The sequence below is a fragment of the Aeromonas sp. 25-AL00135 genome, from assembly GCF_054052385.1.
The window spans coordinates 119,430-145,712 of sequence record NZ_JBSTYQ010000015.1 but is presented as its reverse complement, the minus strand read 5'-3'; the positions used below and the strand labels follow the sequence as shown (position 1 = coordinate 145,712).

Annotated in this window: 29 protein-coding genes; 10 read left to right on the top strand and 19 right to left on the bottom strand. The window is 62.1% G+C overall.

All coding sequences use genetic code 11. The features are described from left to right. Window positions 1-89 precede the first annotated feature (89 nt). Both birA and murB read right to left on the bottom strand, forming a co-directional pair. Window positions 90-1,055 (bottom strand): bifunctional biotin--[acetyl-CoA-carboxylase] ligase/biotin operon repressor BirA, encoded by a 966-nt coding sequence (gene birA, locus ACW5XC_RS15210; RefSeq protein WP_042054815.1) that lies wholly within the window; start codon window positions 1,053-1,055, stop codon window positions 90-92. Further along, window positions 1,052-2,089, bottom strand: coding sequence for a UDP-N-acetylmuramate dehydrogenase (gene murB, locus ACW5XC_RS15205; protein WP_042054816.1), 1,038 nt, complete (start codon window positions 2,087-2,089; stop codon window positions 1,052-1,054). Before murB ends, birA begins: the two co-directional genes overlap by 4 nt. 127 nt (window positions 2,090-2,216) lie before the next feature. Between murB and ACW5XC_RS15200 the strand changes: the two genes are divergently transcribed. Then, window positions 2,217-2,870, top strand: a complete 654-nt coding sequence (locus tag ACW5XC_RS15200) for a potassium channel family protein (RefSeq protein WP_005339863.1) — start codon at window positions 2,217-2,219, stop codon at window positions 2,868-2,870. Beyond that, window positions 2,867-4,222 (top strand): TrkH family potassium uptake protein, encoded by a 1,356-nt coding sequence (locus ACW5XC_RS15195; RefSeq protein ID WP_042054817.1) that lies wholly within the window; start codon window positions 2,867-2,869, stop codon window positions 4,220-4,222. The genes ACW5XC_RS15200 and ACW5XC_RS15195 overlap by 4 nt, the downstream gene beginning before the upstream one ends. Before the next feature lie 41 nt (window positions 4,223-4,263). Here the strand turns inward: ACW5XC_RS15195 and ACW5XC_RS15190 are convergent, their stop codons facing one another. Continuing rightward, complete coding sequence (locus ACW5XC_RS15190; protein ID WP_042054818.1) at window positions 4,264-5,094, bottom strand: AraC family transcriptional regulator; 831 nt, start codon at window positions 5,092-5,094, stop codon at window positions 4,264-4,266. 101 nt (window positions 5,095-5,195) lie between these two features. Here ACW5XC_RS15190 and ACW5XC_RS15185 point away from each other — a divergent pair, with 101 nt between their 5' ends. Beyond that, window positions 5,196-5,729, top strand: a complete 534-nt coding sequence (locus ACW5XC_RS15185; RefSeq protein ID WP_042054819.1) for a carboxymuconolactone decarboxylase family protein — start codon at window positions 5,196-5,198, stop codon at window positions 5,727-5,729. Window positions 5,730-5,744: 15 nt separating this feature from the next. Then, complete coding sequence (locus ACW5XC_RS15180) at window positions 5,745-6,185, top strand: DUF417 family protein (protein WP_042054820.1); 441 nt, start codon at window positions 5,745-5,747, stop codon at window positions 6,183-6,185. A 40-nt stretch (window positions 6,186-6,225) separates the two neighbouring features. Here ACW5XC_RS15180 and ACW5XC_RS15175 read toward each other — a convergent pair whose 3' ends face one another. The 4 genes from ACW5XC_RS15175 to ACW5XC_RS15160 form a co-directional block, all read right to left on the bottom strand. After that, window positions 6,226-8,199 (bottom strand): DNA topoisomerase III, encoded by a 1,974-nt coding sequence (locus ACW5XC_RS15175; protein WP_042054821.1) that lies wholly within the window; start codon window positions 8,197-8,199, stop codon window positions 6,226-6,228. Between the two features lie 67 nt (window positions 8,200-8,266). Then, the gene (locus ACW5XC_RS15170; RefSeq protein WP_042054822.1) at window positions 8,267-8,764 is read right to left on the bottom strand and encodes a response regulator; all 498 of its coding nucleotides are present in this window, start codon (window positions 8,762-8,764) and stop codon (window positions 8,267-8,269) included. A 55-nt stretch (window positions 8,765-8,819) separates the two neighbouring features. Next, window positions 8,820-10,421, bottom strand: a complete 1,602-nt coding sequence (locus tag ACW5XC_RS15165) for an ATP-binding protein (protein ID WP_236727583.1) — start codon at window positions 10,419-10,421, stop codon at window positions 8,820-8,822. A 24-nt stretch (window positions 10,422-10,445) separates the two neighbouring features. Then, window positions 10,446-10,787 (bottom strand): response regulator, encoded by a 342-nt coding sequence (locus ACW5XC_RS15160; RefSeq protein WP_236727584.1) that lies wholly within the window; start codon window positions 10,785-10,787, stop codon window positions 10,446-10,448. Window positions 10,788-11,063: 276 nt separating this feature from the next. Here ACW5XC_RS15160 and ACW5XC_RS15155 point away from each other — a divergent pair, with 276 nt between their 5' ends. Both ACW5XC_RS15155 and torA read left to right on the top strand, forming a co-directional pair. Further along, complete coding sequence (locus tag ACW5XC_RS15155) at window positions 11,064-12,194, top strand: NapC/NirT family cytochrome c (RefSeq protein WP_005339847.1); 1,131 nt, start codon at window positions 11,064-11,066, stop codon at window positions 12,192-12,194. A 23-nt stretch (window positions 12,195-12,217) separates the two neighbouring features. Further along, complete coding sequence (gene torA / locus ACW5XC_RS15150; protein WP_042054823.1) at window positions 12,218-14,698, top strand: trimethylamine-N-oxide reductase TorA; 2,481 nt, start codon at window positions 12,218-12,220, stop codon at window positions 14,696-14,698. 85 nt (window positions 14,699-14,783) lie between these two features. On the opposite strand, the gene ACW5XC_RS15145 is transcribed toward torA, so the two are convergent. The 4 genes from ACW5XC_RS15145 to ACW5XC_RS15130 are packed head-to-tail and all read right to left on the bottom strand — an operon-like array spanning window position 14,784 to window position 17,649. Next, window positions 14,784-15,245 (bottom strand): hypothetical protein, encoded by a 462-nt coding sequence (locus tag ACW5XC_RS15145; RefSeq protein ID WP_005339830.1) that lies wholly within the window; start codon window positions 15,243-15,245, stop codon window positions 14,784-14,786. 41 nt (window positions 15,246-15,286) lie between these two features. Continuing rightward, window positions 15,287-16,636: a sensor histidine kinase gene (locus tag ACW5XC_RS15140; RefSeq protein WP_005339828.1), complete on the bottom strand. Its 1,350-nt coding sequence runs from the start codon at window positions 16,634-16,636 to the stop codon at window positions 15,287-15,289. Next, entirely contained in the window at window positions 16,633-17,289 is a 657-nt protein-coding gene (locus ACW5XC_RS15135; RefSeq protein ID WP_005339826.1) for a response regulator transcription factor, read from the bottom strand. The genes ACW5XC_RS15140 and ACW5XC_RS15135 overlap by 4 nt, the downstream gene beginning before the upstream one ends. 21 nt (window positions 17,290-17,310) lie before the next feature. Beyond that, window positions 17,311-17,649: a PepSY domain-containing protein gene (locus ACW5XC_RS15130; protein WP_005339825.1), complete on the bottom strand. Its 339-nt coding sequence runs from the start codon at window positions 17,647-17,649 to the stop codon at window positions 17,311-17,313. 63 nt (window positions 17,650-17,712) lie between these two features. Between ACW5XC_RS15130 and ACW5XC_RS15125 the strand changes: the two genes are divergently transcribed. Continuing rightward, window positions 17,713-17,961, top strand: a complete 249-nt coding sequence (locus tag ACW5XC_RS15125; protein ID WP_041202391.1) for a PepSY domain-containing protein — start codon at window positions 17,713-17,715, stop codon at window positions 17,959-17,961. Here the strand turns inward: ACW5XC_RS15125 and msrQ are convergent. After that, entirely contained in the window at window positions 17,958-18,584 is a 627-nt protein-coding gene (gene msrQ / locus ACW5XC_RS15120; RefSeq protein WP_042054824.1) for a protein-methionine-sulfoxide reductase heme-binding subunit MsrQ, read from the bottom strand. The genes ACW5XC_RS15125 and msrQ overlap by 4 nt on opposite strands. Beyond that, entirely contained in the window at window positions 18,575-19,576 is a 1,002-nt protein-coding gene (msrP, locus tag ACW5XC_RS15115; RefSeq protein WP_005356348.1) for a protein-methionine-sulfoxide reductase catalytic subunit MsrP, read from the bottom strand. The genes msrQ and msrP overlap by 10 nt, the downstream gene beginning before the upstream one ends. 368 nt (window positions 19,577-19,944) lie before the next feature. Between msrP and ACW5XC_RS15110 the strand changes: the two genes are divergently transcribed. Then, entirely contained in the window at window positions 19,945-20,427 is a 483-nt protein-coding gene (locus ACW5XC_RS15110; protein ID WP_005339809.1) for a DUF1097 domain-containing protein, read from the top strand. 1 nt (window position 20,428) lies between these two features. Here the strand turns inward: ACW5XC_RS15110 and ACW5XC_RS15105 are convergent, their stop codons facing one another. From ACW5XC_RS15105 to cydH, 4 genes are all read right to left on the bottom strand, one after another. Next, window positions 20,429-21,709 carry a sigma 54-interacting transcriptional regulator gene (locus ACW5XC_RS15105; protein ID WP_005339807.1) on the bottom strand — a complete coding sequence of 427 codons (1,281 nt, stop codon included), beginning with the start codon at window positions 21,707-21,709 and terminating at the stop codon, window positions 20,429-20,431. After that, window positions 21,706-22,233 carry a hypothetical protein gene (locus tag ACW5XC_RS15100; protein ID WP_005356347.1) on the bottom strand — a complete coding sequence of 176 codons (528 nt, stop codon included), beginning with the start codon at window positions 22,231-22,233 and terminating at the stop codon, window positions 21,706-21,708. Before ACW5XC_RS15100 ends, ACW5XC_RS15105 begins: the two co-directional genes overlap by 4 nt. Continuing rightward, on the bottom strand, window positions 22,230-23,630 hold the full coding sequence (locus ACW5XC_RS15095; protein WP_042054871.1) for a sensor histidine kinase: 1,401 nt from the start codon (window positions 23,628-23,630) through the stop codon (window positions 22,230-22,232). The genes ACW5XC_RS15100 and ACW5XC_RS15095 overlap by 4 nt, the downstream gene beginning before the upstream one ends. A 103-nt stretch (window positions 23,631-23,733) precedes the next feature. Further along, complete coding sequence (gene cydH / locus ACW5XC_RS15090; RefSeq protein ID WP_005339800.1) at window positions 23,734-23,826, bottom strand: cytochrome bd-I oxidase subunit CydH; 93 nt, start codon at window positions 23,824-23,826, stop codon at window positions 23,734-23,736. A gap of 124 nt (window positions 23,827-23,950) precedes the next feature. Between cydH and ACW5XC_RS15085 the strand changes: the two genes are divergently transcribed. Next, window positions 23,951-24,526, top strand: coding sequence for a 2-amino-4-hydroxy-6-hydroxymethyldihydropteridine diphosphokinase (locus ACW5XC_RS15085; RefSeq protein WP_042054825.1), 576 nt, complete (start codon window positions 23,951-23,953; stop codon window positions 24,524-24,526). Here ACW5XC_RS15085 and ACW5XC_RS15080 read toward each other — a convergent pair. Continuing rightward, window positions 24,452-25,156, bottom strand: coding sequence for an SDR family oxidoreductase (locus ACW5XC_RS15080; RefSeq protein WP_042054826.1), 705 nt, complete (start codon window positions 25,154-25,156; stop codon window positions 24,452-24,454). The genes ACW5XC_RS15085 and ACW5XC_RS15080 overlap by 75 nt on opposite strands. 162 nt (window positions 25,157-25,318) lie before the next feature. Between ACW5XC_RS15080 and ACW5XC_RS15075 the strand changes: the two genes are divergently transcribed. Continuing rightward, the gene (locus ACW5XC_RS15075) at window positions 25,319-25,723 is read left to right on the top strand and encodes a CBS domain-containing protein (RefSeq protein WP_021231463.1); all 405 of its coding nucleotides are present in this window, start codon (window positions 25,319-25,321) and stop codon (window positions 25,721-25,723) included. On the opposite strand, the gene ACW5XC_RS15070 is transcribed toward ACW5XC_RS15075, so the two are convergent. Further along, the gene (locus tag ACW5XC_RS15070) at window positions 25,720-26,256 is read right to left on the bottom strand and encodes a DUF2301 domain-containing membrane protein (RefSeq protein WP_042054827.1); all 537 of its coding nucleotides are present in this window, start codon (window positions 26,254-26,256) and stop codon (window positions 25,720-25,722) included. The two genes, ACW5XC_RS15075 and ACW5XC_RS15070, sit on opposite strands and share 4 nt — an antisense overlap. Window positions 26,257-26,283: the final 27 nt, after the last annotated feature.

Below are 26,283 nucleotides of genomic sequence, written 5' to 3'. Positions count from 1 at the left end.
CCAAATCGTGGCGGGCGGGGGCCGATAACCCCTGGGGGGCCCCGGGGCCCCCCTCTTCTGTTTGGCATCATCAGCGGCCTTGCAGGCCCTCAGTCGCCCCGACGCAGGGAGAGCTCGCCCCCCAGATAGAATTTGATCCCTTCACCTGTCTCCAGCCGCAGGGCGCCGCGATCGTCGATGCCACGGGCGATGCCGCGGATCTCCTGATCACCCATCAGCAGGCGCACCGGGCGACCGGCAAAGTGATCGAGCCGGTTCCAGTCATCGACAAAGCTTGCCAGCCCCTGTTGCTCAAAGGTGTGCAGCGCCCGCTGCAGATGGACGATCATCCGGGCCGCCAGTTGATTGCGATCCACCAGTTCCGGATTGATGTGGCGCAGCTCGGCCCAGGCCTGATCGATCTTCTCCCCTTCGCGGGCAGGCATCGCCAGATTGAGACCGATGCCGATCACCAGATGACAGCTGGCACCGGCGCTACCGCTCATCTCCACCAGTATTCCCGCCAACTTGCGGCCCTGATAGTAGAGGTCGTTCGGCCACTTGAGCTCGACGCCTTGATAGCCAAGGGACTCCAGCGCTTCAACCACTGCCACGCCGACCGCCAGACTCAGCCCCATGGCCGCCGCCATGCCTTGTTCGAGTCGCCAGTACATGCTGAGGATCAGCTGGCAACCAAACGGCGAAATCCAGGGTTTGCCACGACGACCGCGCCCGGCGGTCTGACACTCGGCCAGACAGCTCTCGCCAGAGCGCAGCTCATTGACCCGATCCAGCAGGTGTTGGTTGGTCGAGCCAATGACAGGAAAACAGTGCACCGGCGCCATCGGGGCCAGTGCCTGCAAGGTAGCCTGATCATAGAGCGCCATCGGCACCGCCAGCCGGTAGCCCTTGCCGGTCAGGCTAAAGAGATCCAGCCCCAGCTCCTTGAGCGCCGCCATGTGTTTGCTTACCGCAGCCCGGCTGATGCCGAGCTGCTCGCCCAGCTGTTCGCCGGAGTGAAACTGGCCGTCGCTGAGCAGGGTGATCAGGGTCTGTCTGATGGGAGTCAGGGTCATGAGAGCACCTCGTCGAGCCAGGTTTCACCGTGCGCGCCCATAAAGCGCACCTCGTGCTCCAGCACCACGCCAAACGTCTGCTCCACGCTGTCACGGACATGAGCCGCCAGCGCGATCAGCTCCATGGCACTGGCGCCCCCCAGATTGACCAGCACCAGCGCCTGCTCCTGATGAACAGCGGCACGGCCAATGGCGAAACCTTTCAGACCGCACTGATCGATGAGCCAGCCCGCCGCCAGCTTGGCTTGCCCCTCCCCGGCCGGATAACAGGGCATCTGCGGATATGTCAGTTTGAGCGAATCAGCCAGCGCGGCGGGCACCACCGGGTTCTTGAAGAAGCTGCCGGCGTTGCCGAGTACGGCGGGATCCGGCAGTTTGGCCATGCGGGTGGCGCAGACGGTGTCGAAGATGGCCTGAGCGCTCGGCTGGTCGCCAAGCGCGGCCAGCGGACCATAGCCCAGCACCGGTTGCCATGCTTTGGGTAGCTTGAGGCCGACGGCGGTGATCAGGTGGGAATCCTGATACTCGTGTTTGAAGATGCTGTCGCGATAACCGAAGCGGCACTCTGCCGCCGCGATCCGTTCAATCTCGCCACTCTGCCAGTTGAACGCCTCGACATAGGAACAGAAGTCGGCCAGCTCAACGCCATACGCACCGATGTTCTGCACCGGCGCCGCACCGACCGTACCGGGAATGAGCGCCAGATTCTCCAGCCCGAACCAGCCCTGTTGCAAGGTATGGCGCACCAGCTGATGCCAATCTTCACCGGCCGCCACATGGAGCAACCAGTGATCGCCACCATCTTCAGCGGTAATCCCCTTGAGCCGGTTGAGCACCACCAGACCGAGAAAATCGGTGGTGAAGAGCATGTTGCTGCCGCCGCCCAGATTGAGGCGCGGCAGCTGGTTGAGCTGCGGATCGGCACGCAGGGTCGCCAGATCGGCAACCTGCTCCACCTCGGCCAGCCAGAGGCAATACGCATCGAGGGCAAGGGTGTTGAGCTTCAACAAGGAGGCGTTGGCATTCAGTTTCATCGGTCTATCCCGGCTTGGTGCAAGGGCGCAGTCTACCTCAAGTTACCCCATGACGAAAAACCCGAGCCCTTTTCGGGGGAATAGCAGTGGTTTAGAGTAGGCGACTTCAACTGCTGAGGAATAACTCATGAACAACCAGTTTGCCGTCATCGGCCTGGGCCTGTTTGGCAGCGCACTGTGCGAAGAGCTGCAACGGCAAGATGCCGAAGTACTGGCCATCGATATCGACGAGAGCAAGACCCGGCAAATCGCCGCCCTCTGCAATCACGTTATCGTGGCCGACGCCACCGATGAGGCCACCGTGGCCGAGCTGGGACTGGCCAATTTCGATATCGTCTTCGTTGCCATCGGTGACAACCTGGAGACCAGCATCCTCACCACCCTCGTCTTGAAAGAGGCGGGCGTGAAAAAGGTGTGGGTCAAGGCACGCGACAAGTTCCACGCCAAGATCCTGCAGAAAGTGGGCGCCGACAAGGTGATCAACCCGGAGTGGGACATGGGCCGCCGGGTCGCCCAGAGCATGCTGGACAACCGGCTGTTCGACTATCTGGAGCTGGGCCACGACATGGTGCTGACCGAGTTCGTGATCGGCCTGCAACAGAACGGCCGGGAACTGGGCGACTTCCACCTGCTGCAACAGAGCGATTTCCAGCTGCTCGCCATCAAGCGTGGTGATGTGCTGCACAACGTGCTGACCGGCAAGATGGAGCTGCAACTGGGCGACATCCTGATCCTGGCGGGCAACAAGCACGCCATCGACCACTGGCTCGAAACCCTATGATCAACTGGCGCAGCAGCTACGCCTTCGCCCTCCATCGGGAGCAGGACTCTCGCTGGAGCGAAGCCCGGCTGATCCTCGGCAGCTTTCTGATCATTCTGCTGATTGGCACCATCTTTCTGGTGCAACCCTCCAGCCACAATGGCGAGGTCACCTTCGTCAACGCCCTGTTTACCGCCACCTCGGCCATCAGCGTGACAGGTCTTGGCGTGGTGGATACCGGCACCGCCTTCACCCTGCAGGGGCAGATTTTCCTGCTGATGCTGATGGAGATCGGCGGTCTGGGCCAGATGACCATGACCCTGCTGCTGATCGCCATCTTCAGCAAGCGGGTCGGTCTGCGCCAGCAGGTTCTGGCCAAGGAGGCGCTGGGGCAGGAAGGCTCGGTCAACATCATTCAACTGGTCAAACGGATCGTCCTGTTCGCCTTTATCGCCCAACTGATCGGTACCGGCATCATGACGATCCGCTGGGTGCCCGAGATGGGGTGGGTGCACGGCCTCTATGTCAGCTTCTTCCACGCAGTATCGGCCTTCAACAACGCCGGGTTTTCGCTGTTTGCCAACAACCTGATGGACTATAGGGACGACCCCATCATCAGCCTGACCATCGCCGGTCTGCTGATCTTGGGGGGGATCGGCTTTACCGTCATCGTCGATCTGGTGCGCAACCGCCGCTGGCGCAAGCTGAAGCTGCACAGCAAGTTGATGCTGCTGATGACCCCAGCGCTGCTACTGGCCGGTACCCTGATGTTCTGGCTGCTGGAACACAACAACCCCGGCACCCTCGGCAAGGCCGGTGTCGGTGGCCAGCTGCTGGCTGCCTTCTTCCAGTCTGCCAGCGCCCGTACCGCCGGTTTCAATACCATAGATATCGGGCTGATGACCCCGGCGGCATTGCTGTTCCTGATGATGCTGATGTTTATCGGTGCCGGTGCCACCTCCACCGGTGGTGGTATCAAAGTCACCACCTTCGCAGTCGTGCTGCTGGCGACCAAAGCATTTCTGACCAAACGGCCCCATGTCACCGCTTTTGGCCGCACCCTGTCGCCCCAGATCGTGACCCGCTCGCTGGCCATCATCATCGTCAGCACCATGGTGCTGATGCTGGCGATGTTCCTGCTGATGGTGACCGAGGATCTGCCGTTCGACAAAATCATGTTCGAGACCATCTCGGCATTTGCCACTGTCGGCCTCTCCACCGGCATCACCGCCTCCCTGAGCGAGCCGGGCAAGCTGATCCTGGTGCTGGTGATGATCTGCGGCCGTCTCGGCCCTCTGACCCTGGCCTTTATGCTGGCCCGCCCGGTCGAAACTCGCATCCGTTATCCGGAAGAGAACGTCTATACTGGCTGACCAGCCATGAACACGGGGCAGCCACTGGCTGCCCCGTTTTTTTATTCGGCTTGTTGCTGCGCCTTGAGCCAGCGCCCCGGGCTCACCCCCAGCTCCCGCTCGAATGCCCGACCAAAGGCAACACTGCTGCTGTACCCCGCCCCCAGCGCCACCTGCACCATGGGATCCCCCGCCAGCAGTTGCTGGCAGGCTCGCGCCATACGCCAGTGGGTCAGATAACCAAGCGGCGCTTGACCAACCCGCTCCTGAAACCTCGCGGCAAAGCGGGCTCGCGACATGCCGGCCTCCCGCGCCAGCGTGGCCACCGTCCAGGGTTCATCCCCACGCTGATGCATCACCGAGATCGCCTTGGCCAACTGGGGATCGGAAATACCTGCCAGCATCCCCTGCTGACACACCCCTTGCTCGACCAGATGACGCAGCAGCAGGATCAACAGTACCTCCAGCAAGCGGGAGATCAGCGGATCCTGCCCGTAGCGGGGGTGAAACGCCTCGTCAAACAGCTGACTCAGCACCGGCGTCAGGACAGGCAACTCACGTAGCGGCAGCACCAGCGAGCCCGGTAATGCCAGTTGCAACGGCGATGATCCCCCCTTGCCGAATGCGACATTGGCGCACACCAAATCACACACCCCCAGCGTTCTGGGTTCAAGCTTGTGAGGACGTCCCCGGGGGAACAGGATCAGAGTCGGCTCCTCGAGCAGCAAGCTGGCGCCCCCCTCTTCACGCAGCATGACGGCGCCGCTACGCAGCAGATGAAGATGTCCGCCGCTCGGGTAATCATCACTGGAGGAGTTCTGGCACAGGTTGCCGGCGAAGAAGATCTTGGCTTCGGGGGAGGCATGAACCAAGAGGGCAGAGAGCGGATCCATATTTGAGACGAATAGTATTTATTTGCAGACGATGAGCGATAAACCGTATCACGAATGACGGCACACTGTCTCCCGTACCTTCACTACCACAGGAGAAGATCATGAGCCGTATCCAACCCGTATCCCAACCGCAACCCGCAGCCGCCCAGACCCTGACCACCCTGCGCCGCAATCTGGGCATGGTGCCCAACCTCTACGCCACTCTGGCCCACTCGCCAGCCCTGCTCAATGGCTTCCTGGGCTTTGCCGAGGCGCTTGGCAAGGGGCGCCTCACAGCCCCACAACGGGAGTTGCTGGCACTGGCCATAGGTCAAGCCAACGCCTGCCAATACTGTTTGTCTGCCCACACACTACTGGCGGGCAAGGCCGGATTCTCGGCCCAGGAAATCCGGGCTGCCCGACTCGGCCAGGCCTCGGCTCCCCTTGATCACGCCCTGCTGCAACTGGCAACGACGCTGGTCAGTCAGCGCGGGGTGATCAGTGACGAGCAGCTTGCTAGCGCCCGTGCCGCAGGCGTAGATGACGAGCTGCTGCTGGAGGTGCTCGGCCAGGTGGTGGTCAATACCCTGACCAACTATGGCAACCACCTGGCGGCGACCGAGATCGACTTCCCGCCCGTCACTCTGACCCCTTAAACAAGGAGCCCCCCCATGCAGCAACATGACAAAGGCTTTCTGGTCGCCCTGGCGGGCGTGGTATTGACCCTGCTCTGGATCGGCGTCTTCAAGTTTACCCCGACCGAGGCAGCCGCCATCAAACCACTGGTAGCCAGCCACCCCTTGATGAGCTGGCTCTATGGCCCCCTGTCGGAACAGAGCGTATCGAACCTGATCGGGGTGGTCGAGATAGTGATCGCCATCGGACTGGTCGTGGGTCTGTGGCAACCTCGCATCGGTTACTGGTGCAGCATGGGGGCTATCGTCACCTTCCTGGTGACGCTGAGCTTCCTGCTGACTCTGACAGGTGTCTGGAAGATGGTTGACGGCGTGCCAGTCACCGAGTTCTTCCTGTTCAAGGACCTGGTGTTTCTCGGTGTGGTTCTGCACTACCAGCACAGGATCCGTGCCAGCTTGTCCACTCAGACAGCCTGACAACAATGCCTTTGGCGCCCGGGATGGGCGCCTTTTTTCGTTATGCCGCCCTGGTCTGGCGCTTGCTGGCCGTCTTGCGCGGTCGGGGCCCGCCAGTCGTGCTGGCCGCCGGACTCTTGCGCCTGGTAAAACGCCGCTTGCCGACACCCGGCGCCTCCTTGGGCAGGGTGCTGAAGCTGGCGCCTGAGTCCTGCCGCGCCCCTTCAATCAGGCCGTTGAGCTGCTCGGTGAGCGGCCCCATAAACTGCTGGTAGCTGCCGTGGCGCTCGGCGATCTGGCCGAGGCTCTGCTCCCACAGCGCCGTCATATCCGGCGTGGTGGCAGTAGCAGGCAGCGCCTGCACCAGCGCCCGTCCGGTCGGGGTCGCCTTGATGCTCTTGCCCTGACGCACCAGAAAGCGACGCTTGAACAGCAGGTCGATGATGCCGGCCCGGGTCGCTTCTGTGCCGAGGCCATCGGTGTCGCGCAGGGTCTTGCGGATCTCGGGATCCTGCACATAGCGGGCGATGCCGGTCATGGCCGCCAGCAGGGTGGCATCGGTGAATGACTTGGGCGGCTGGGTCATCTTCTCCTGCAACTCGCCCCGCTCGCAGAGCAGCTGTTCGCCCTCCTTCAGCGCGGGCAGCGTGCCCGCCTTCTCTTCGTCGTCATCCTCCTCCACCCCGAGTAACGCCTTCCAGCCCGCTTTCAGAATGCGCCGCGCCTTGGCCTGAAACAGGCCACCGGCGATGCGCAGCAGCACCTTGCTGTCGTTGTATTCGAACGGGGGATAGAACTGCAGCAGGTACTGGCGGGCAATCAGGCCATAGAGCTTCGCCTCGTCGGCCCCCAGCGTACCGGGGTTGCCCTGCTTCTCGGTGGGGATAATGGCGTGGTGGGCATCCACCTTGCTGTCGTTCCACGCCTTGCTGCGGATCTTGCCGTCCGCCTCGGCAACCGCCTTGGCCAGCGCAGGAGCAGTGGCAGCGATGGCGCCACGCACCTGCTCGGCCCGCTTGAAGTGGTCGGTCGGCAGATAGCGGCTGTCGGAGCGCGGGTAGGTGATGAGCTTGTGGCGCTCGTAGAGGCTCTGGCAGATGTCGAGCACTCGCTTGGCATCCATGCCGAAGCGCTTGGCGGCATCGATCTGCAGGCTGGAGAGGTTATAGGGCAGCGGCGCCGCCTGCTTGCGGGCCTGCTCCTCCACCGATTCGACCTGAGCGGGCTGGCCGTTGATCCGGCTCACCACCTTGTCGGCCAGCGCTCGGTTGAGCACCCGCCCCTCCTCGTCCTGCCATGGCAGGCAGGCTTCCGATGGCAGCCACTTGGCGGTGAAGCGCTCGTTGCCGTCGGTCAGCAGATGGGCCAGCACCTCGTAGAAGGGTTTGGGCACGAAGGCCTCGATCTCGAGATCCCGCCGCACCACCAACCCCAGCAGCGGGGTCTGCACCCGACCGACCGAGAGCAGTTCGCTGCAACCTGCCTTGCGCCCGAGCAGGGTGTAGGCGCGGGTCATGTTGATGCCATAGAGCCAGTCGGCCCGACTGCGGGCCAGTGCGGAGACCGCCAGCGGTACGAACTCCTTGTTGTCTCTGAGCTTGTCGAGGGCGCGGCGCACCGCGGGCGGGTTGAGATCGCTGATGAGACAACGCTGCACCGGCTTGGTTTTCGGGTAGCCGAGAAAGTCGATCACCTCATCCACCAGCAACTGCCCTTCCCGGTCCGGGTCACCGGCATTGACCACGCAGTCCGCCTGCTTGATCAGTCGCTTGATGACGGTGAGCTGGGTTTTGGTCTTGGGCTTGGCCACCAGCTGCCACTGGGCGGGGATGATGGGGAGATGCTCCATCCGCCACAGCTTGAAGGCGGCATCATAGGCATCGGGCTCGGCCTGTTCCAGCAGATGGCCGATGCACCAGGTGACCACATCCCCCTGGGCTGTTTCGATAAAACCGTCGCCCTTCTTGTGGGGCTTGGGCAGGGCATCGGCAATGGCGCGGCCCAGCGTGGGCTTCTCGGCGATAAAGAGTCGCATCGGTGGCTACCTGCAATACTGTATATGCAGACAGTATACAACTACCACCGCGAAAGCCCAACTGCCCCTACTCGTCGAACGGGTGATCGTGGATGGCGGCAAACAGCCGCGCCTGATTGAGCAGCGGCGCATAGTGGAAGGCATTTTCGCCATCTTCCGCCAGCAGGTAGTCGGTCAGCTGTTCGCGCACCGCCTCTTGCAAGGTCTCCAGCTTCCACGGCTTGGCTAGGTAGTAGTGCAACCCGCCGCGATTGACCGCTTCGACGGTGGCCTCCAGCCCCGCTTGTCCGGTCAGCAGCAATTTGCGGCTGGCGCGGGTGGTGGCACGCCGGTTCAGCTCCACCAGAAAATCGACCCCCAGGGTTCCCGGCATGATGTGGTCACAGAGGATCAGCGCCAGCTTGTTGCCGTCGCGCTCCCACTCCTCCACCACCGCTCGCGCCTCATCGACACTCTCGGCAGCCTCCAGTTCGAAGTGGGAACGGAACGGGGCGAGATCATGGATCACCGCATCCAGCACCTCACGCTCATCGTCCACACACAGGATCAGATAGTGTTTGTTCATTGCTCCTCCTTGGCGACATGGTTTGGCACGCCGCGCGATTGATGCTGGCGACGGCTCAGGCCGCATGCTCCTTGTTGTTTTGAGGTTCGCCCCCGTAACCGGCCTGCCCCATGCCGTCCAGCGGCAGACAGACCCGCATCCGGGTGTAACGGCCCAGTTCGGAGGCCACCTCAATCCGGCCGTGGTGCTGTTGCACTATCTGCAACGAAACGCTCAGGCCAATACCGAGGCCGAAATGGCCCTCCCGCTTGGTGGTGAAGTTGAGATCGAAGATCCGCTGCCACAGCTCGGGCTCGATGCCGCAACCGCTATCCTCGATCTCTACCATGACCCACTCGGGATCCAGCAACCCGGTGCGAATGGTGAGTCGCCCCGGGCCGCTCATGGCATCCAGACTGTTGGCGATCAGGTTGGTCCACACCTGCTGCAGGGCGATGGGGTGACAGCGCACCAGTGGCAACGGCTGGTACTCCTTGCAGAGCTCATGATGCTTGAGGCGGTTTTCGAAAATCATCAGGGTATCTTCCAGCCCCTCGTGCAGGTCTACCAGCGAGGGCTCGGCCCGATCCTGCCGGGCATACTGCTTGAGGCTCTTGACCAGATCGCCGATGCGACGGGCACACACCTCGATATTGCGCAGGAAGCTGCCGGTCTGCTGGAACAGCTCCAGCCGGGAGAGCAGCGCCTCCCGCTCGTCGGCAGTGCGGCTGGCAAACCAGCGTTGCCAGTTCAGCTCGTCATCCAGATTCATCTGTACCGCCAGCCGCGCCTGCTGACGATCACCAAAGCGCCCCTCAGCCTGCCGGGTCTTGTCACGGATCTCGCTGGTCGAGACCGGCTGGGAGGAGAGCGCCTGACAGAGGGTCTGGTTGCCCAGCCCCTTGATGGGTGCTGGCAGCTCGAGATTGACCAGATCGGGGATGGCGGCCCGCAGGGTCTCGCTGCCACGGATAATAGCCGCCACCGGGTTGTTCAGCTCGTGGGCGACACCGGCCACCAGCTGACCCAGCATCGCCATCTTTTCGCTCTCCACCAGCTGGGCGTGAGCGGCATCGAGGGAGTTGAGGGTCTGTTGCAGCCGCATCTCGGTACGGATGCTGTTTTGCAGGCGGCGGTTGAAGTGGCGCAGCAGCAGGTTGGTAAAGGAGGGGAGCAGTTCGCTGCGCGCCTGCATCACCCGGGAGAATTGCAGCTTGTCGAGCTTGATCACCTCGGCACCGGTCAGAGTCACGCCGGTGGTGAAGGCGGGTTCGCCGGTCACGAAGGACATGCCCCCCACCAGCGAACCGGTACGGTAGTGCACCACCTCCTGATCGATCCCCTGCTCGTCCCGCTTGCGCAGCACCACCTCCCCCTTGGCGATAAACCAGAGGAAGCTGTTGGGCTCCCCCTCGCGGGTCAGCACATGGCCCGGGCTGTAGTGGCGGCAGACCCGCTCCTCGTCATTGCCCTCGAAAAACTGGTAGAGGCCGTCGATCACCACCCGGGAGAGTTCTTCATCGCTGCAGTGGGTGTAATCCATAAAGCCCTGCCGATAGGCAGCCAACTGGCGATCGACGTGGGCTCGCAGCAGCTTCTGGTTGTCGAGCACGGCGGCATAGCTCAGCAGGTCCGCATCGGGACGTTGCAATACAAAGTGGCTGGCCTGCTCGATCACCGCCCGGCGCAGGCTGCCATCGCGCTAGGGGCGTTGCAGGTAGTAGTCGAGACGACCGAGGTTCACTGCCTCGATGATCGATTTCATCTCCGGCTGGCTGCCGAGCAGGATCTTGCGGCACGCCTCGTGACGGCTGCCGAGGCGGATCAGAAAATCGGCCCCTCTCCCATCCCCCAGCTCGCTGTCACACACCACTACGGCGGGTGGCTGCCCCTTGCGATCCAGCTCGTCCAAGGCCAGTTCCGCCGACCCCTGACCGACCACCACCACCAACGCGAAATGACCGAGCAGCGGAGCCAACTCCTGTTCGAATTCGGCCAGCAGTTGCACGTTGGCGGCGACACACAGCAGTGAGAAAGGGCTCATCAGCGACACTCCGTTGAGGCTCACTGCTCACTATATCAGCGAATCTTGTGGGGTTTTGCGAGGGGGCTAACAGCTGTCGCGGAAAGTGCACAAATAGATAAAACAGAAAACAAATGAATTTAATTCGACAGTTATGTCAATAACAAAACAAAAGACAAAATGTGACAACAATCAAAAATATAAACCATGATGGAGGTCAACGCCTTATCCCTATCATTACTACTACTATTGGACTAGTACTATGTAGGTAATTATTGACCGTAGGAAAACGCCGCCATGATTGGAAAACTGATAAGAAAAACCTGGTTCTGGCTCCTGCTGCTCGGGGCCCTGCTGGGTGTCGCGGCACTGGGTGTCACCGTGACCGTGCTGCACAAGACCAGCTCCACCGAATTCTGCGTCTCCTGCCACTCCATGCAGACTCCGCTCGCCGAGTATCAGGGCAGTGTCCACTTCCAGAACACCAAAGGGATCCGCGCCGAGTGCGCCGACTGCCACATCCCGGGCGACCCCACCTCCTACCTGTGGACCAAAATCCGCGCCGTGAAGGATATCTATCACGAGGCGATCGGCACCCTGGATACCCCGGAAAAGTATGAAGCCCACAAGCTGCGGATGGCCCAGTCCGTCTGGGACGAGCTGAAAGCCAACGACTCCGCCACCTGCCGCAGCTGCCACAGCTACGAGGCGATGGACATTCTGGCCCAGCGCCCCAATGCCCGCGCCGAGCACCCGGTCGCCATCAAGGAGGGCCAGACCTGTATCGACTGCCACCGCGGTGTCGCCCACATCATGCCTGACATGAGCGGCCTGGCTGCCGCCGGTGCCAGCGAGCTGGCGCAGGCTGCGGCCCAGACCCCGGCCAACGTCACCACCCGTTACGCCATCGCCACCACCCCGCTGTTCCTCGATGCCGCCGCCAAGACCGACGAAGGCACCCTGATGCCCTCCACCAAGGTGGAAGTGCTTGCCAACGAAAACGGCCGCGCCAAGGTGCAGATCGAAGGCTGGCAACAGGATGGTGTGAGCGAAGTATTCTACGCCGCACCGGGCAAACGGATCCTCAGCGTACTGGTCGGCGATGCCGCCAAGAAAGCGCTGGTCACCGGCCAGAGCGAAACCGACAGCGCCACCAACCTCACCTGGCATCAGGTCAAGCTGACCGCCTGGGTCGACCAGAGCCAGCTCATCGGCGATCAGGGCAAGCTGTGGCAATACGCCTCCACCCTGATGTCCAACAACTGTACCGGCTGCCACGGCCTCACCGCGCTGGATCACTTCAATGCCAACCAGTGGATCGGCGTCATCAAGGGGATGGAATCTCGTACCTCCCTGACCCCGGAACAGGCTCGTATGTTGACCCAGTATGTCCAGAAACACGCCAGTGACATGAGCGCGGCCCACTAAGGCTGGCACAGAGGAAAACCGTTATGACTTTTTTCAATGACAAGAAGACCAATCTGTCCCGCCGCAACCTGCTCAAGGGGCTCGGCGCCTGCGCAGCCCTGCCCCTGCTCGGCGGCATTTTTCCCAAGAGTGCGCTGGCGCAAGCCATCAGCACCGCATTGAGTCAGTTCCCGACCCTGGTGCCCGCCCAGAAGGGCATTCTGACCGGCGCCCACTGGGGTGCTTTCGAGGCGATCGTCGAAGATGGCCGCATGGTGCGCGTTCAGCCGGTGGCCGATGATCCGGCGCCAAACGATCTCATCGACATGGCGCCGTTCCAGGTGCACGCCAAGAACCGCATCAAATACCCCATGGTACGCAAGAGCTGGCTGGAGCATGGCCCAGGCGCCAAGCCCGAGCTGCGCGGTACCGACGAGTGGGTACGAGTGAGCTGGGACAAGGCGATCGAACTGGTGGCCGGTGAAATCCAGCGGGTCCAGACCGACTTCGGCCCGCAGGCGATCCACGCCGGATCCTACGGCTGGAAAAGCGTCGGCATGTTCCACAACAGCCGTACCCTGCTGCACCGCCTGATGAACCTCTCCGGCGGCTTCACCGGTTATGCCGGTGACTACTCCACCGGTGCGGCTCAGGTGATCATGTCCCACGTGATGGGCTCCATCGAGGTGTACGAGCAGCAGACCGCCTGGCCCAACGTGGTGGAGAACGCCGAACTGGTGGTGCTGTGGGGGGTCAATGCTCAGGTGACCCTGAAGAACAGCTGGAATATGCCGGATCACGAAGGTCAGGCCGGCTTCATGGCGCTGAAAGAGAAAGGCACCCGCGTCATCAGCATCGATCCCATCTACAACGAGACCGCCAAGCTGGTCGGTGCCGAGTGGATTGCGCCGAACGCCTACACCGACGTGGCCATGATGCTGGGTGTAGCCCACACCCTCTACAGCGAGAAGAAGCACGATCAAGCCTTCCTCGATCGCTACACCGTCGGCTTCGACAAGTTCCTGAACTACCTGCTCGGCAAGGATGACGGCCAACCGAAGAGCGCCGAGTGGGCGAGCAGCGTCTGCGGTGTCGATGCCAAGGTGATCCGCCAGCTGGCCCTCGACATGGCCGCCAAGCGCACCATGATCATGGCCGGTTGGGGCATGCAGCGTCAGCAGCACGGCGAACAGCCGAACTGGATGCTGGTCACGCTGGCCTCCATGCTGGGCCAGATCGGCCTGCCGGGCGGCGGCTACGGCTTCAGCTACCACTACTCCTCCGGTGGCAGCCCCACCGCCAAGGGTGGCATTCTGGCGGGTATCTCCGCCGGCAACGCACCGAAGAACAGCCCGGCTCCGATCCCGGTGGCCCGCATCGCCGACTGTCTCGCCAACCCGGGCAAGACCATCGACTTCAACGGCCGCAAGGTGACCTATCCGGACATCAAGCTGGTCTACGTGGCGGGCGGCAACCCCTTCCACCACCATCAGGACACCAACAACCTGCTGCAAGCGTGGCGCAAGCCGCAGACCGTGATCGTTCACGAGCCTTACTGGACGGCCACCGCCAAGCACGCCGACATCGTGCTGCCGGTCACCACCAGCTACGAGCGCAATGATCTGGAGATGGGTGGCGACTACTCCCAGCGCTATGTGTTCCCGATGCACCAGTGCGTGCCCCCCCAGCACGAGTCCCGCAACGACTTCGATATCTTCAGCGCCATCGCCGCCAAACTGGGTGTGCAGGAGCAGTACACCGAAGGGAAGGACGAGATGCTGTGGCTCAAGCAGATGTACGACGGCATGGCGGCGCAGGCCCGCGGTGCCCGCGTGGCGCTGCCGCCGTTCAACATGTTCTGGGAGTCCAACAACTACATCCGCTTCCCGATCCCCGAGGCCAACCGCCAGTGGATCCGTCACGCCGATTTTCGCGAGAACCCGCTGCTCAACCCGCTCGGCACCCCGTCCGGCAAGATCGAGATCTTCTCCAACACGGTGGCGGGGATGGGTTACGCCGACTGCGCTGGCCATCCCAAGTGGTATGAGCCGAAGGAGTGGGTGAAGAGCGAGGTGGCGGCGCGCTATCCGCTGTCGCTCAACACCTCCCACCCGACCCAGCGGCTGCACTCCCAGCTCGACAACACTCCGCTGCGGGACAAGTTCGCCATCGCCGACCGCGAGGCGATCATGATCCATCCGCTGGATGCCAAGGCTCGTGGCATCGCCCAGGGGGATCTGGTGCGCGCCTTCAACGAACGCGGCCAGATCCTGGTGGGCGCCCTGCTCTCCGAAGATGTGCGCCAAGGGGTGGTGCGGATCTGCGAAGGGGGCTGGTATGACCCGGCCAAGCCGGGCGAAGCGGGCAGCATCTGCAAGAACGGCAACGTCAACTGCCTCACCTTCGACGAGGGCTCGTCCAGTCTGGCGCAGGGCAACTGCGGCCACATGGCCCAGCTGCAGATCGAGAAGTACACAGGCCCGGTGCTGACCAACACCGCCCACGCGGTACCGGCCAACGGCTAAGGCGATTACCACCCAATAAAAACGGCGCCATCAAGGCGCCGTTTCTTTATCCGTCTGCCAAAGCTCAGGCATGGTCGGAACGGGTTTAGAACTCCCCTTCCTCCATATACTCCTGCGCGCATTCAACCAGCTGCGGCCACAGCTCTTCCGGCACCCAGGCGTCCGGGTCATCTTCATCCCCGTCGTACTGGCTCCAGAAATAGCGACGCAGTCCGGAGGCAAACTCGTCGCTGATCTCGGCCAGCTCCGAGAGCGGCCCCAACCAGGCGATGCGACGCAGGCCGGAGGCGAGATCGTTGATGGCATCCATCAGGGTGCGATCGTCAAAGCTCTGCTCCACCAGCAGGGTGAAGCGCTCGCGCGCCTGCTCGGTCTGCTCCTCGTCCAGCTCGCCCACATCGGCCAGCAGGTCGACAAAATCTTCCAGAAGGAACGCGATCAGGCCATCCCTGTCTTCAAACCACTGGATCTGGGCGCCCTTGACCCCCAGCACAGAGGCATCAAACGAATCGTCAAGGTGACACAGTGCCCACGGATCGTCGGTCATGCTTCTCTTCCTCAGGCTAAAACAAATGCCATATGTTATGCCTAGCTCTCGACTCTTGCCACCTTGGGCAACGAGAGGGAGGCGGCCAGACCGCCCAGTTCGGCGCGGCCCATGATGAAACTGCCCCGATAGGCTTCCGCCAGATCGGAGACGATGTTGAGACCCAGGCCCGAGCCCGGCACCTTCTCGTCGAGCCGCACCCCGCGCAGCACCGCCTTGGCAATCTGATCCTCGCTCATGCCGGGGCCGTCATCCTCGATACGCAAGGTGATCCAGCCACCCAGCTCGGCGCTGGAGATGCGCAGCTCGCTGGCAGACCACTTGAAGGCGTTCTCCAGCAAATTGCCCACCATCTCGTCGAAGTCCTGTTCCTCCACCCCGACCGCCAGATTGGCGGGCACTTGCAGATCCACCGTCTTGCCCGGATAGAGGCGGGAGAAGGCGCGGCAGATATACTCTACCCGCGCCCGCACCGGGGTCGAGACCCCGAGGATCTTGGCGGCGCCGGTCACCCGCGCCTTGCCGAGGTGGTAATCGATATGGCGCTGGATCTGGTCGAGCTGCTCGCCGATGGCGGCCTGATCCTCCGGCGGCAATTGAGCCACCTGATTGCGCATGATGCTGAGCGGCGTCTTGAGGGCGTGGGCCAGATTGCCGGTGTGGGAGCGCGCCCGCTGCAGCAGCTCGCCGTAGTGGTGCAGCAGCCGGTTGATATCCTCCACCAGCGGCTGGATCTCCAGCGGATAGCGCAGCCGGAACCCCTCCTGATGACCCTCGTGAACCCGCCCCAGTTCACGGCGCAGCAGGTGCAGCGGCCGCAAGCCGTAGACGATCTGGAACATGAAGCCGAGCACCAGACCGGCGGCGGCAAAGCCGAGACCGAGGAACAGGCTGATGCGGGTCTTGTTGAGGGTCTGGGTCAGGGCGCTACTGTCCTTGGCCATCACCAGAGTGAAGACCCGATCCGAACCGGGCAGCAGAACTGTACGGGTCATGATCAGCAGCGGCTCCTTGTTGGGCCCCTTGCCGACGAAGAGGTCGGGATCGCCAAACGCCGACTTGAGGCCGTCGCTCTTCAGGTTGGTATCCCACAGAGAACGGGAGCGCCCCACCACATCGCGGCCCAGCTCCAGCTGCCAGTAGTAGCCGGAGTAGGGCTGATTGAAGCGGGGATCGGAGAGGGAGCCGGTGACCACCGGCAGGCCGGTCTTGGCCACTTCCAGCCGGGAGAGCAGATCATAGAGCTGCAAGCGAAGGCCGTCGGCCTCCGCCTCCTGCCAATAGTTGCGCATCATGGTCTGCAGACTGAAACCTGTGGCGAACAGAAAAAGCCCGCACCACACCAGCGCGATGGCGACCAGTCGCCCCCGCAGGGTTCTCACCAGCCTCATTCGTTGATCCGGTACCCGAGGCCGCGTACTGTCTCAATCAGATCGGGGTTGGTTTTCTTGCGGATCCGGCCGATAAACACCTCCACGGTGTTGGAGTCACGGTCAAAATCCTGAGCATAGATGTGGTCGATCAGCTCGCTGCGCGACACCACCTTGCCCCGGTGCTGCATCAGGTAACCCAGCACCCGGAACTCGTGGGCGGTCAGCTTGATCGGGGTCCCTTCGTACCACACCTGCGACGCCGCCATGTCGAGCCGCACTCCGCCAATCTCCAGAATGGAGCTGGCGTTGCCTGCCGCCCGGCGCACCAGCGCATGGACCCGCGCCACCAGCTCGGCCACCTGGAACGGCTTGGTAAGGTAGTCATCGGCACCGGCGTTGAGCCCTTCGATCTTCTCGTGCAGCTGACCACGGGCGGTCAGTACCAGCACCGGGGTATCGATCCCCTTGCTGCGCCACTCCTTCAGCACGCTCAGGCCATCGCGCCCCGGCAGGCCGAGGTCGAGAATGATAGCGTCATAGGGTTCGGTCTCGCCGAGAAAACCGGCCTCGTTGCCGTCGTGGCAGAGGTCGGTGACAAAGCCGGAGAGGCGCAGCTGTTCGGCCAGCTGGCCAGCCAGAATTTTTTCGTCTTCAACAATCAGAATTCGCATGAACAGGCTTCCACACAGGGGTTATTCATCATCCTCGACCGGGGGCTTTGGCGGTTCGAACAACCGCTCCAGATGGTGGCCCTTGGCCCACACCAGCTCAAGGTTGTCGGCCCGATAGGCTACCTTGATCACGCTGTTTTCCCGATCGATGACTCGCAGTTCATAGAGCCAGATACCATCCTCTTCCCCCAGATCCACCCGCAACACCCGCACCGGCAATCTGGCCGCCACCTCCATCATTTCATGGAAGGGCCGAACCCGTCCCTCATGGACAGCTTGCTGCAGCATGGCTTCATCAGGCGTGACCGCCTGTGCCAGCAACGGCAGCAATAACCCAAGCAGAGGGAGCGCTCTATTCATGGATGATTCATCTCCAAAAACCTAACATAATGGCGTTTATAGTCTGCCAGCCATGAATCCGGAATGAATATGATCCCGCGCAGTTTCCTGCTGATCCTTTGCCTGTTGAGTGCCACAAGCTGGGCGGCCCAGAGCCGTCTCGACATGGCCGGGCTGGTCAAACTCCTGCTGGCGCAAGGGTATCACGACATTCGGGAAGTGGAGCTGGAAGGGGACAAATTCGAGGTCAAAACCCTCAATCGCCAGGATCAGAAGGTGCATCTCATCGTCGATGCCTACACTGGCGAGATCAAACAACGAGAGGCCGATTAGGCCTCTTTTGCATTCCAGCGCCCCCGCATGGGGCGCAGCAGTTTCTCCCGTCTCGGCCAGAGCAGGGCGCAGGCCAGCAGCAGGTAGATGAGGGGCTCCCCCCAACCGCTCTTGAGCGACCACCAGTAATGCACCGGCACCAGCAAGGCGATGGCATAGACCCAGTTGTGCAGCTTCTGCCATGTGGCGCCCATGCGGCGCTGCAATGCGGGCAGCGAAGTGATGCTGAGGGCGGCCAGCAGCAGCAATGCCACCATCCCCACCACTATGTAGCTGCGCTTGACCAGCTCGCCGCCAATCAGACCCCAGTCAAACTGCAGATCCAGCCCCAACCACGCCATGAAGTGGAGCAGCGCCCAGGCAAAACACCAGAGCCCGAGGGGGCGGCGCAGCTTGATGAGTTGCCCCTGCCGCCAGCGCTTGGCCAGCGGCGACACCAGCAGGGTGAGCAGCAGCAGGTGGAGCGCTCCCTTGCCGAGGTAGTGAATAAGCTCGGGCACCGGATCGCCCCCCAGCAGGCCTGCCGGAATGGCAAACCCTAGCCAGAGCAGGAAACCCAAGGAGCCCAGATGCACCAGCGCCCGCAGGCCGCTGATATGGGCCGGTTTCAATCTCAGTACCATTGGCGCAGATCCATCCCCTGATAGAGCGAGGCGACTTCGTCACCATAGCCGTTGAACATCAGGGTCGGCTGACGCTTGGCGCCAAACACCCCGCCCTCGCCGATAAAGCGCTCGCTGGCCTGACTCCAGCGCGGGTGATCCACTTGCGGATTGACGTTGGCGTAGAAGCCATATTCGTTAGGAGCCAGCAGGTTCCAGGTGGTCGGCGGCATCTCCTCCACCAGCCGGATCGAGACGATGCTCTTGATGCTCTTGAATCCGTACTTCCACGGCACCACCAAGCGGATCGGTGCGCCATTCTGGGCGGGCAGGGTCTTGCCATAGAGCCCCATCGCAAGGAAAGAAAGAGGATGCATCGCCTCGTCGATACGCAGCCCCTCCACATAGGGATACTCGATGCCGCCCCCCAGACTGGAGGCCTGCCCCGGCAGCTGTTTCGGATCAAACAGGGTCTCGAAGGCAACAAACTTGGCGCGACTGGTGGGCTCGGCACGGCGGATGATCTCTGCCAGCGAGATGCCGTTCCAGGGCAGTACCATGGACCAGGCTTCAACGCAGCGCAGCCGGTAGATCCGCTCCTCCAGCTCGCTCTTGTTGATGAGATCCCACACATCGAGGGTAAAGGGCTTGGCCACCTCCCCCTCCACCTTGAGGGTCCAGGGTTCGGGCTTGAGGTAATGGCCGTTGCGAGCCGGGTCGGACTTGTCGGTGCCGAGCTCATAGAAGTTGTTGTAACTGGTGGCCTTCTCTTCCGGTGTCAGCACCAGATTGGCCGGGCGCTCGGCAGGCTTGCTGTTGAGCGGTTTGGTGGCTAACTGGGGAGCATCCTCTTTGCCGCGCAGCAGGTCGAGCACTCCGGCCTGAGTGGGAAACGCCAGAGTAGCCGCGCCCAGACCCAACCCTTTGAGAATAAGGCGGCGGTCCTGATAGACGGCTTCCGGGGTGACATCCTGTTCGGTGAGGGGGTGGGCGGTACGACGCTTGATCAACATGAAAAACTCCCGGGGCTGAGTGAGGCAGTATGGATAAGACCCGCCCCGGCAGATTTTTATTTCACACAAATTTACATCATGTGGTGCAGGGGCAGTGCCTTGGCCATGGTGCCGACCAGAAACAGGACTACGAACACCAGTAGGGGAACGATCACATTTGGCGCCATCAGACTCACTCCATGAGCAGGACAGGGCCTCTAACTATGGCCGACTGTCAGGCCGGTCACCAATGAATTTTTTTCGCGAGCGCAAGCGTATTCCTGAGTTGAAAAGGGTGATGAAGATCACACACAATTCGGCCCCCGCTTGCCGCCCCGATTGCCGGGGGTAGGCTGCCCATTTTGCGAAGCCAACTGAAGAGTCGCCCCATGAGCCCACTGATCGCCATCGCCATCACCACTGGAATTCTCTCCGCCGTCTGGGGCTGGATTGCCGTCGCGTTCGGCCTTATCTCCTGGGTCGGCTTTCTCGGCTGCACCAGCTATTTCGCGTCAAGCGGTGGCTACAAGGCGCTGCTGCAGACCATCTTCTGCAACACCAGCGGCATGCTGTGGGCACTGCTGCTGATCCATGGCGACAGTCTGTGGGGAGCGGGTGTGGCGGGTTACGTGATGACGGGGGTGGTCGCAACCCTGATGTGCGTACAGGCCAAGCAGCAGTGGCTCGGCTACATTCCCGGCACCTTTGCCGGTTGCTGTGCCACCTTCGGGGCGGCTGGCGAGTGGCGGTTGATCCTGCCCTCCCTCATCATTGGCGCCTTGTTCGGTTACCTGATGAAGGCGAGCGGCCTCTGGCTCTCCCATAAAACTCAAAAAGCCGATGCCGCTCCGGCGGTGGTTGATCCCGCCTGATTTATCCCTTCGATTTGAAGTTTGCAGCTTCGATACCGTGCCGATTCAATAACTTGTAAAAATCGGTACGGTTTCTGCCCGCCATGTTGGCAGCCAGGGTCACGTTGCCCTCGGTGGTGCGCAGCAAACGGATCAGATACTCCTTCTCGAATTCGGCCCGCGCCTCGTTGAACGAGGGGATGCCGCCGCCGCCGCCACTCAGGGCGGACTCAACCATGGAGACCCCGATCACCGGGCTGCAACAGAGGCTGGCGAGCTGCTCCACCACGTTGCAGAGCTGGCGCACGTTGCCGGGCCAGGCAGCGGCCGCCAGCATCGCCAGCGACTCGGGCGAAAAACCCATGGCGGCGCAGTCGCTGTGGCGGCTACGGTAATCGTCGAGCGCCTGACGGGCCAGCAGGGGGATATCCTCGCTGCGGGCACTGAGAGACGGCAAGGTGATATTGGCAACGTTGAGACGGTAGAAGAGATCTTCCCGAAAACGCCCCTCCTCCATCGCCTTGACCAGATCCTGATGGCTGGAGCTGAGCACCCGCACCTCCGGCGTGCCCTGACCATACTCCTCCATCACCTGCAGCAGCTTGGCCTGCAGGGATTCGGAGAGGCTGCCAATCTCGTCGAGAAACAGGGTCGCCCCCTTGGCCTGCTCGAACAGCCCTGACTGGCCATCTTCACCAAACAGCTGCAAGTCGAGTGACGCCCACGGAATGGCGGCACAGTTGATGGTATGGAGCGGCTTGTCGCGCCGCTGGCTGGCCTGATGCAGCGCCTGCGCCATCGCCCCCTTGCCGGAGCCTGACGGCCCCATGATCAGCACCGGCACCTCCATGGTGGCAATGCTGTGAGCCTGGATCAGCAGCTGCTCCAGCTGGGGATTGCGGGTCAGGATCAGCGACTGCCACTCCTGCTGCTGTTTCGGCCGGGTCAGGCTCAGCGCATGTTCGATGGTGGCGAACAGCTCATCCTTGTTGATGGGTTTGGTCAGAAAGCTGAAGACCCCGGAGCGGGTCGCCTGAATGGCGTCCGGGATGGTGCCGTGGGCGGTCATGATAATCACCGGCAACCCCAGCCACTGGGCCTGGATCCGCTCGAACAGCGCCAGACCGTCCATGCCGGCCATCCGCAGATCGCTCAGTACCAGATCGGCCCGTTGCTGACGCAACCGGTCGAGGGCCCCTTCCGCACTGTCGGCGGTATCCACTTCATAACCCTGACTGCGCAGCCGCATGCTCATCAGTTTGAGCAGGCTGACGTCGTCATCCACCAACAGGATCCGGCTCATGGTATTACCTCACGATTCTCGTTCAGCTTGCGCTGGTTGAGCTGGTCGTCGATGGCGGTCAGCTGCTCGATCTGGCGGCGCAGCCGCTGGATCTCCTGACTCTGGTCATCGCGACGGCTGTCGCGGGCCAGCAGCTGTTCGCCGAGGGCGATCCAGCTACGTAAAAAGGCCTGCGCATCGAGGCCCAGTTCGGGCAACATCTGCTTCAGGCGCGCCAGACCGGCGGTGCGATTGGCCACCGACTCGGCGGGGTGGGAGTCCACCATCGCCAGACTGACCCGGCTCTCCAGATCGTCGGCCCCTTTCAGACGCTGACGCTCCTGCACCCGTTGTTGGGGGTGACTGGCCAGCAGCCAGTCGGAGTATTGCAGGCGCACCTGCATCTCCTTGTTGGCAAACTCCATCCGCTTGGCAAAAGCGATATCGGAGGACTCCCGCTCTGCCTGTTGCGGCAGCAAGGAGCAACCCGCGAGCAGCCCTGCCATCAGAGCTGGAAATACGCGTTGTATCTTCATAGTCCTCATTTCAACGTCAACCTGAAACAGACATCCACCTGTTCATCCTCTACCAGAACCAGTTCCCCCCCCAGGCTGTTGGCAGACTCGCGGGCGATGGAGAGGCCCATGCCCGAGCCTTTCAAGAGACCTTGCCGCACAGTGCTGCCCTGCTCGAAGGGTTCAAAAATGCGTTGCTGATCGGCCACGGGGATCTTGGGCCCCTCGTTGGCCACTTCCAGCCAGCTTATCTGTTCATCCTGCCCTGCCCTGATCCAGATATTGCCCCCGCTGGCGCCGTAACTGACGGCGTTGGAGAAGAGGTTATCGAGGATCAGCCGTAGCCGGTAGGGCTCCGCCCACAGGGTAACCGGCACGGTCGGCAAGTGTACACGGATCTGCTTGGACTCCAATGCCAGCCGGTACTCTGCAGAAAGTTCCGACAACATCGGCAGCAGGGGGACGGGCTCCAGTTCGAAGGCCTCCTGCTGACTGAGCCGGTTGAAGTCGAGCAGCCGCTCGATCAGGGTCTGCAAACGCCGACTGTTCTCGTCGAGCATCTGGCAGATCTCCAGCTGATCCGGCGTCAAAGGCCCGACCAGCTGCTCGCAGAGCAGATCCGTCCCCTCCCGCAGCACCGCCAGCGGGGTCTTGAGCTCGTGGGATACATGGCGCAGAAACTGGTATTTCTGCAGCTCCAGCTCCTTGAGTTTGTCGTGCAGCCAGACGATCCGCTCCCCCAGCAATACCAGCTCGGCAGGGCCGTCAACCGGCTTGGGATCGGGTTCGACCCCGGCACCCAGACTCAAGATGCGCGACTCAATCTGTCGTACCGGGTGGATGATGAGGTAGGTGAAGATAAAGACCATCAGCAGGCTGAGCGCCGCCACCGCTCCGCTCACCCACCAGAGCTCACTGGTCAGTCCGGCAATGGTGAGCTGCACCCGATCCATGTGTTCGTCAACCCGGCTGCGGGTGACTATTTCGAGCTGCTTGTTGGCATCGTTGAACTGCTCCAGCTTGTCCCCCGCTACCGCAGCCCGGGCCAACGCGGCATCCTGCAGGCTGTCGAGCCAGGCCAGCCCCTGATCGAGACCGCTATAGAGCTGGCCATCGGTGATGGAGTTGCGGTGCTCCGCCAGCAACACCCGATAACCATCGAGTTGCTGCTGGTAGCTGGTGAGACTGCGGCGATCCCCCAGCACCGCGAAACGGCGCAAGGTGCGTTCGATATCGATGGCTTGCGCCGTCAGCAGGGTGGCGCGGCGGGTATCCTTGACCGCCCGCTCCATCTCGTCGCTGGTGAGCTGACTGAGGTGGGCAAGGGAGGTGCTGTTGTGCCAGATCATGCCGCCCAGCGGCATCAACACCAGCACAAATCCCATCAATACCACCTGCAGCAGGGAGCGTGGGCGAACCTTGGTCATCATCTCTTCTCTTGCATTCTCACCGGTGCGCCAGCATAGCCGCACCGCCCCAAAAAACAAAACCGGCCAACAGGCCGGTTTGTATTATCTGGATTGTGGTGATTCACGCCAACGCGACAGAGGCCAGACAGATAATCATGATCATCGCCAGCGCGCCCGAGGCGGTCAACAGCGCCCATTTCAGCTCCACACTCATGCAAACCTCCTTTCTGCCAATCAGTGCCGGATCACAATAGATAAGACAATGTTAAGCCATAGTTAATCCGATAACCGTGAGCTGCGTATACATTTCAGATGAGCCCAACCCCGGGAAGGTGAGCATGTTCTATCTGTGTAGCATTGGTTCCAATCTTGACCCTTACATCCATGTCAGCCGAGTGCTGGCCGAGCTGCTTGCGAACGTCGGCCCCCTGCGGCTGAGTTCGGTGATCCGCACCAAGCCGGTGGGAATGCACTCCTGCCACGACTTTCTCAACTGCCTGCTGGTGGTGGAGAGCCCGCTCGATGCCGCCAGCCTCAAGCAGTACTTTGTCGCCCTCGAGGTGGCTCACGGCCGGGATCGCAGCGATCCGCTCTGCAAGGTGCACGATCGGCCGCTCGACATCGATATTCTGGCCAGCAACAGGAGCGGTGACTTTGCCTCGGCAGAGGTCGATTCCTATCTGGCGGAGCTGCTGGCCGAGCTCTATGGCCATGGCGAGGTGCATGACCCCAAGGTGGCGCTGCAAGTGACGCTCCCCGCCCCGTCGGGCAAGTTCAAACCCGGCAAGGGCTTGCTGACCCGGCAGGTCGGGCTGGGGCCGTTGCTGCTCGGCAACCCCTCAGAGGGTGGCCAGCGCGCGACCGCCATCCACCTTGATGCTGGCACCCGTCATATAACTGTTCCCCATCAGTAACTGCACCGCCTGCCAGATGGGCTCAAGCCCTCCCTCCCGCGCCAGCGGTGTTTTCGCCAACACCTGCTGGCGCCAGCTCTCGTCATGTTCATCGAGAAACAGGATCGGCCCCGGCTCTATGGTGTTGACCCGCACCGCAGGCGCCAGCTCGCGGGCAAAGCTCATGGCCAGCGAATGGGCTCCCGCCTTGGTCGCCACATAGCAGGCAAAACGGGGGGCCGGGGCATGGATATAGATATCGGTGATGTGAATGATGCTGGCGTTGGGGTTGCTGGCCAGCCGGGGGGCCAACGCCCGGTTGAGCTGGAAGGGGGCCGCCATGTGTACCCGGTAGAACTGCTCGAACTGGGCCAGTTGCGCCGCCGGTTCAGTTGCCTGCGGCTCGAAGGCCGAGGCGTTGTGGATCACCAGCGCCAGATCCTGATGGGTCGCCAGCACATCGATCAGCTTGCCAACGTCCTCTTCCCGACCAAAATCCGCCTGCACCAGCTCGACCCCCAGTGCCGCCAGCGTGGCCAGCTCCGGCCGCTCGCTGCGATAACTGCCCGTCACCTGCCAACCCGCCGCCACCAGCTGTTCACAGAGATAAAATCCGAGTCGACGGCCGCAGCCCGTAACCAATGCACGCATACGATCTCCTTTCCCTTTCATGGTCTTGCATGAACGAAGCCCGCCTGCCAGCGGATCACCGCCGATGGCTTGTGCCTATCAATCCCTGCGGCACAAGCCATTGGTCGCGGGCCACCCACCCGCGTCATAGTGGCTGCATCCCCCTCTTGCGGAGTCACCACCATGCTGAAAGTACACCACCACATGGGTCGCCTGACCCACACCCTCACTGCCGGACTCGGCCTGGCCGAGGCGCTGGATCGCCTGCATCAATCGGGTCTTGGCGGCCTGCCGGTACTGGATGAGCAGAAACGGCTGATCGGCTTTCTTTCCGAACAAGATTGCATTCCCAGCCTGCTCACCGGCAGCTACCACTGCGATACCCGCACCCGGGTGGAGGATCTGATGAACCGTTCGCCCCTCTCGGTCGGGCCGGATGAGAGCATTCTGGATCTGGCTCGCCAGATGGCCGATGCCAAGCCCAAGATCTACCCGGTGCTGCAACAGGGCAAGGTGATCGGCATCATCAGCCGCCGTCAGGTGATGCAGGCCCTCAACCAGCAGATGAAGGTGTGCCAGCAGACCTAGATCTGGTAACGCCCCTTGTCACCGATATCGAAGTGCAGGGGCATCCGCCACTTGGCCAGCGCCAGCAAGGTCAACAGGGCCCCGCAGACCAGCGCTACCCATGCGGCGGCCCACTCCACCCGCAACCACTCCAGCAGCCATAACGCCGGCAGCAATACGGGCACCAGCTTGATGCCGGGAATGGCGAAGCAAAACTGCTCCTTGAACGCCAGCCCGGAGAGGGTCGCCAACGCCGCCCCCAGCACCAGCGCATCCGGTGCCCCCACCGCTGCCAGGGCCAGTGCGCCCCACCCAAATCCCTGCAGAATCAGGCGAATCCGCTTGTCGTAGATATGCAGCGAGAAGCCGCAGATTGCGCTTGCCACTGCCAGCGACATCAACCATTGTGCCGACGGGAGCAATGCCATCCCGCTCAGCAGCGCCGCACCGCGGCAAAGCAGCAACAGGGCTGCCGCACTCAAGCCAAGGCGGTAGAGCGAGACGGTCAACTTGTCGATCCCGTCCAGCGGGCTCTCGATTTCAGGATTTGCCATAAACAGTCGCTTCTAACGGATCAGGTG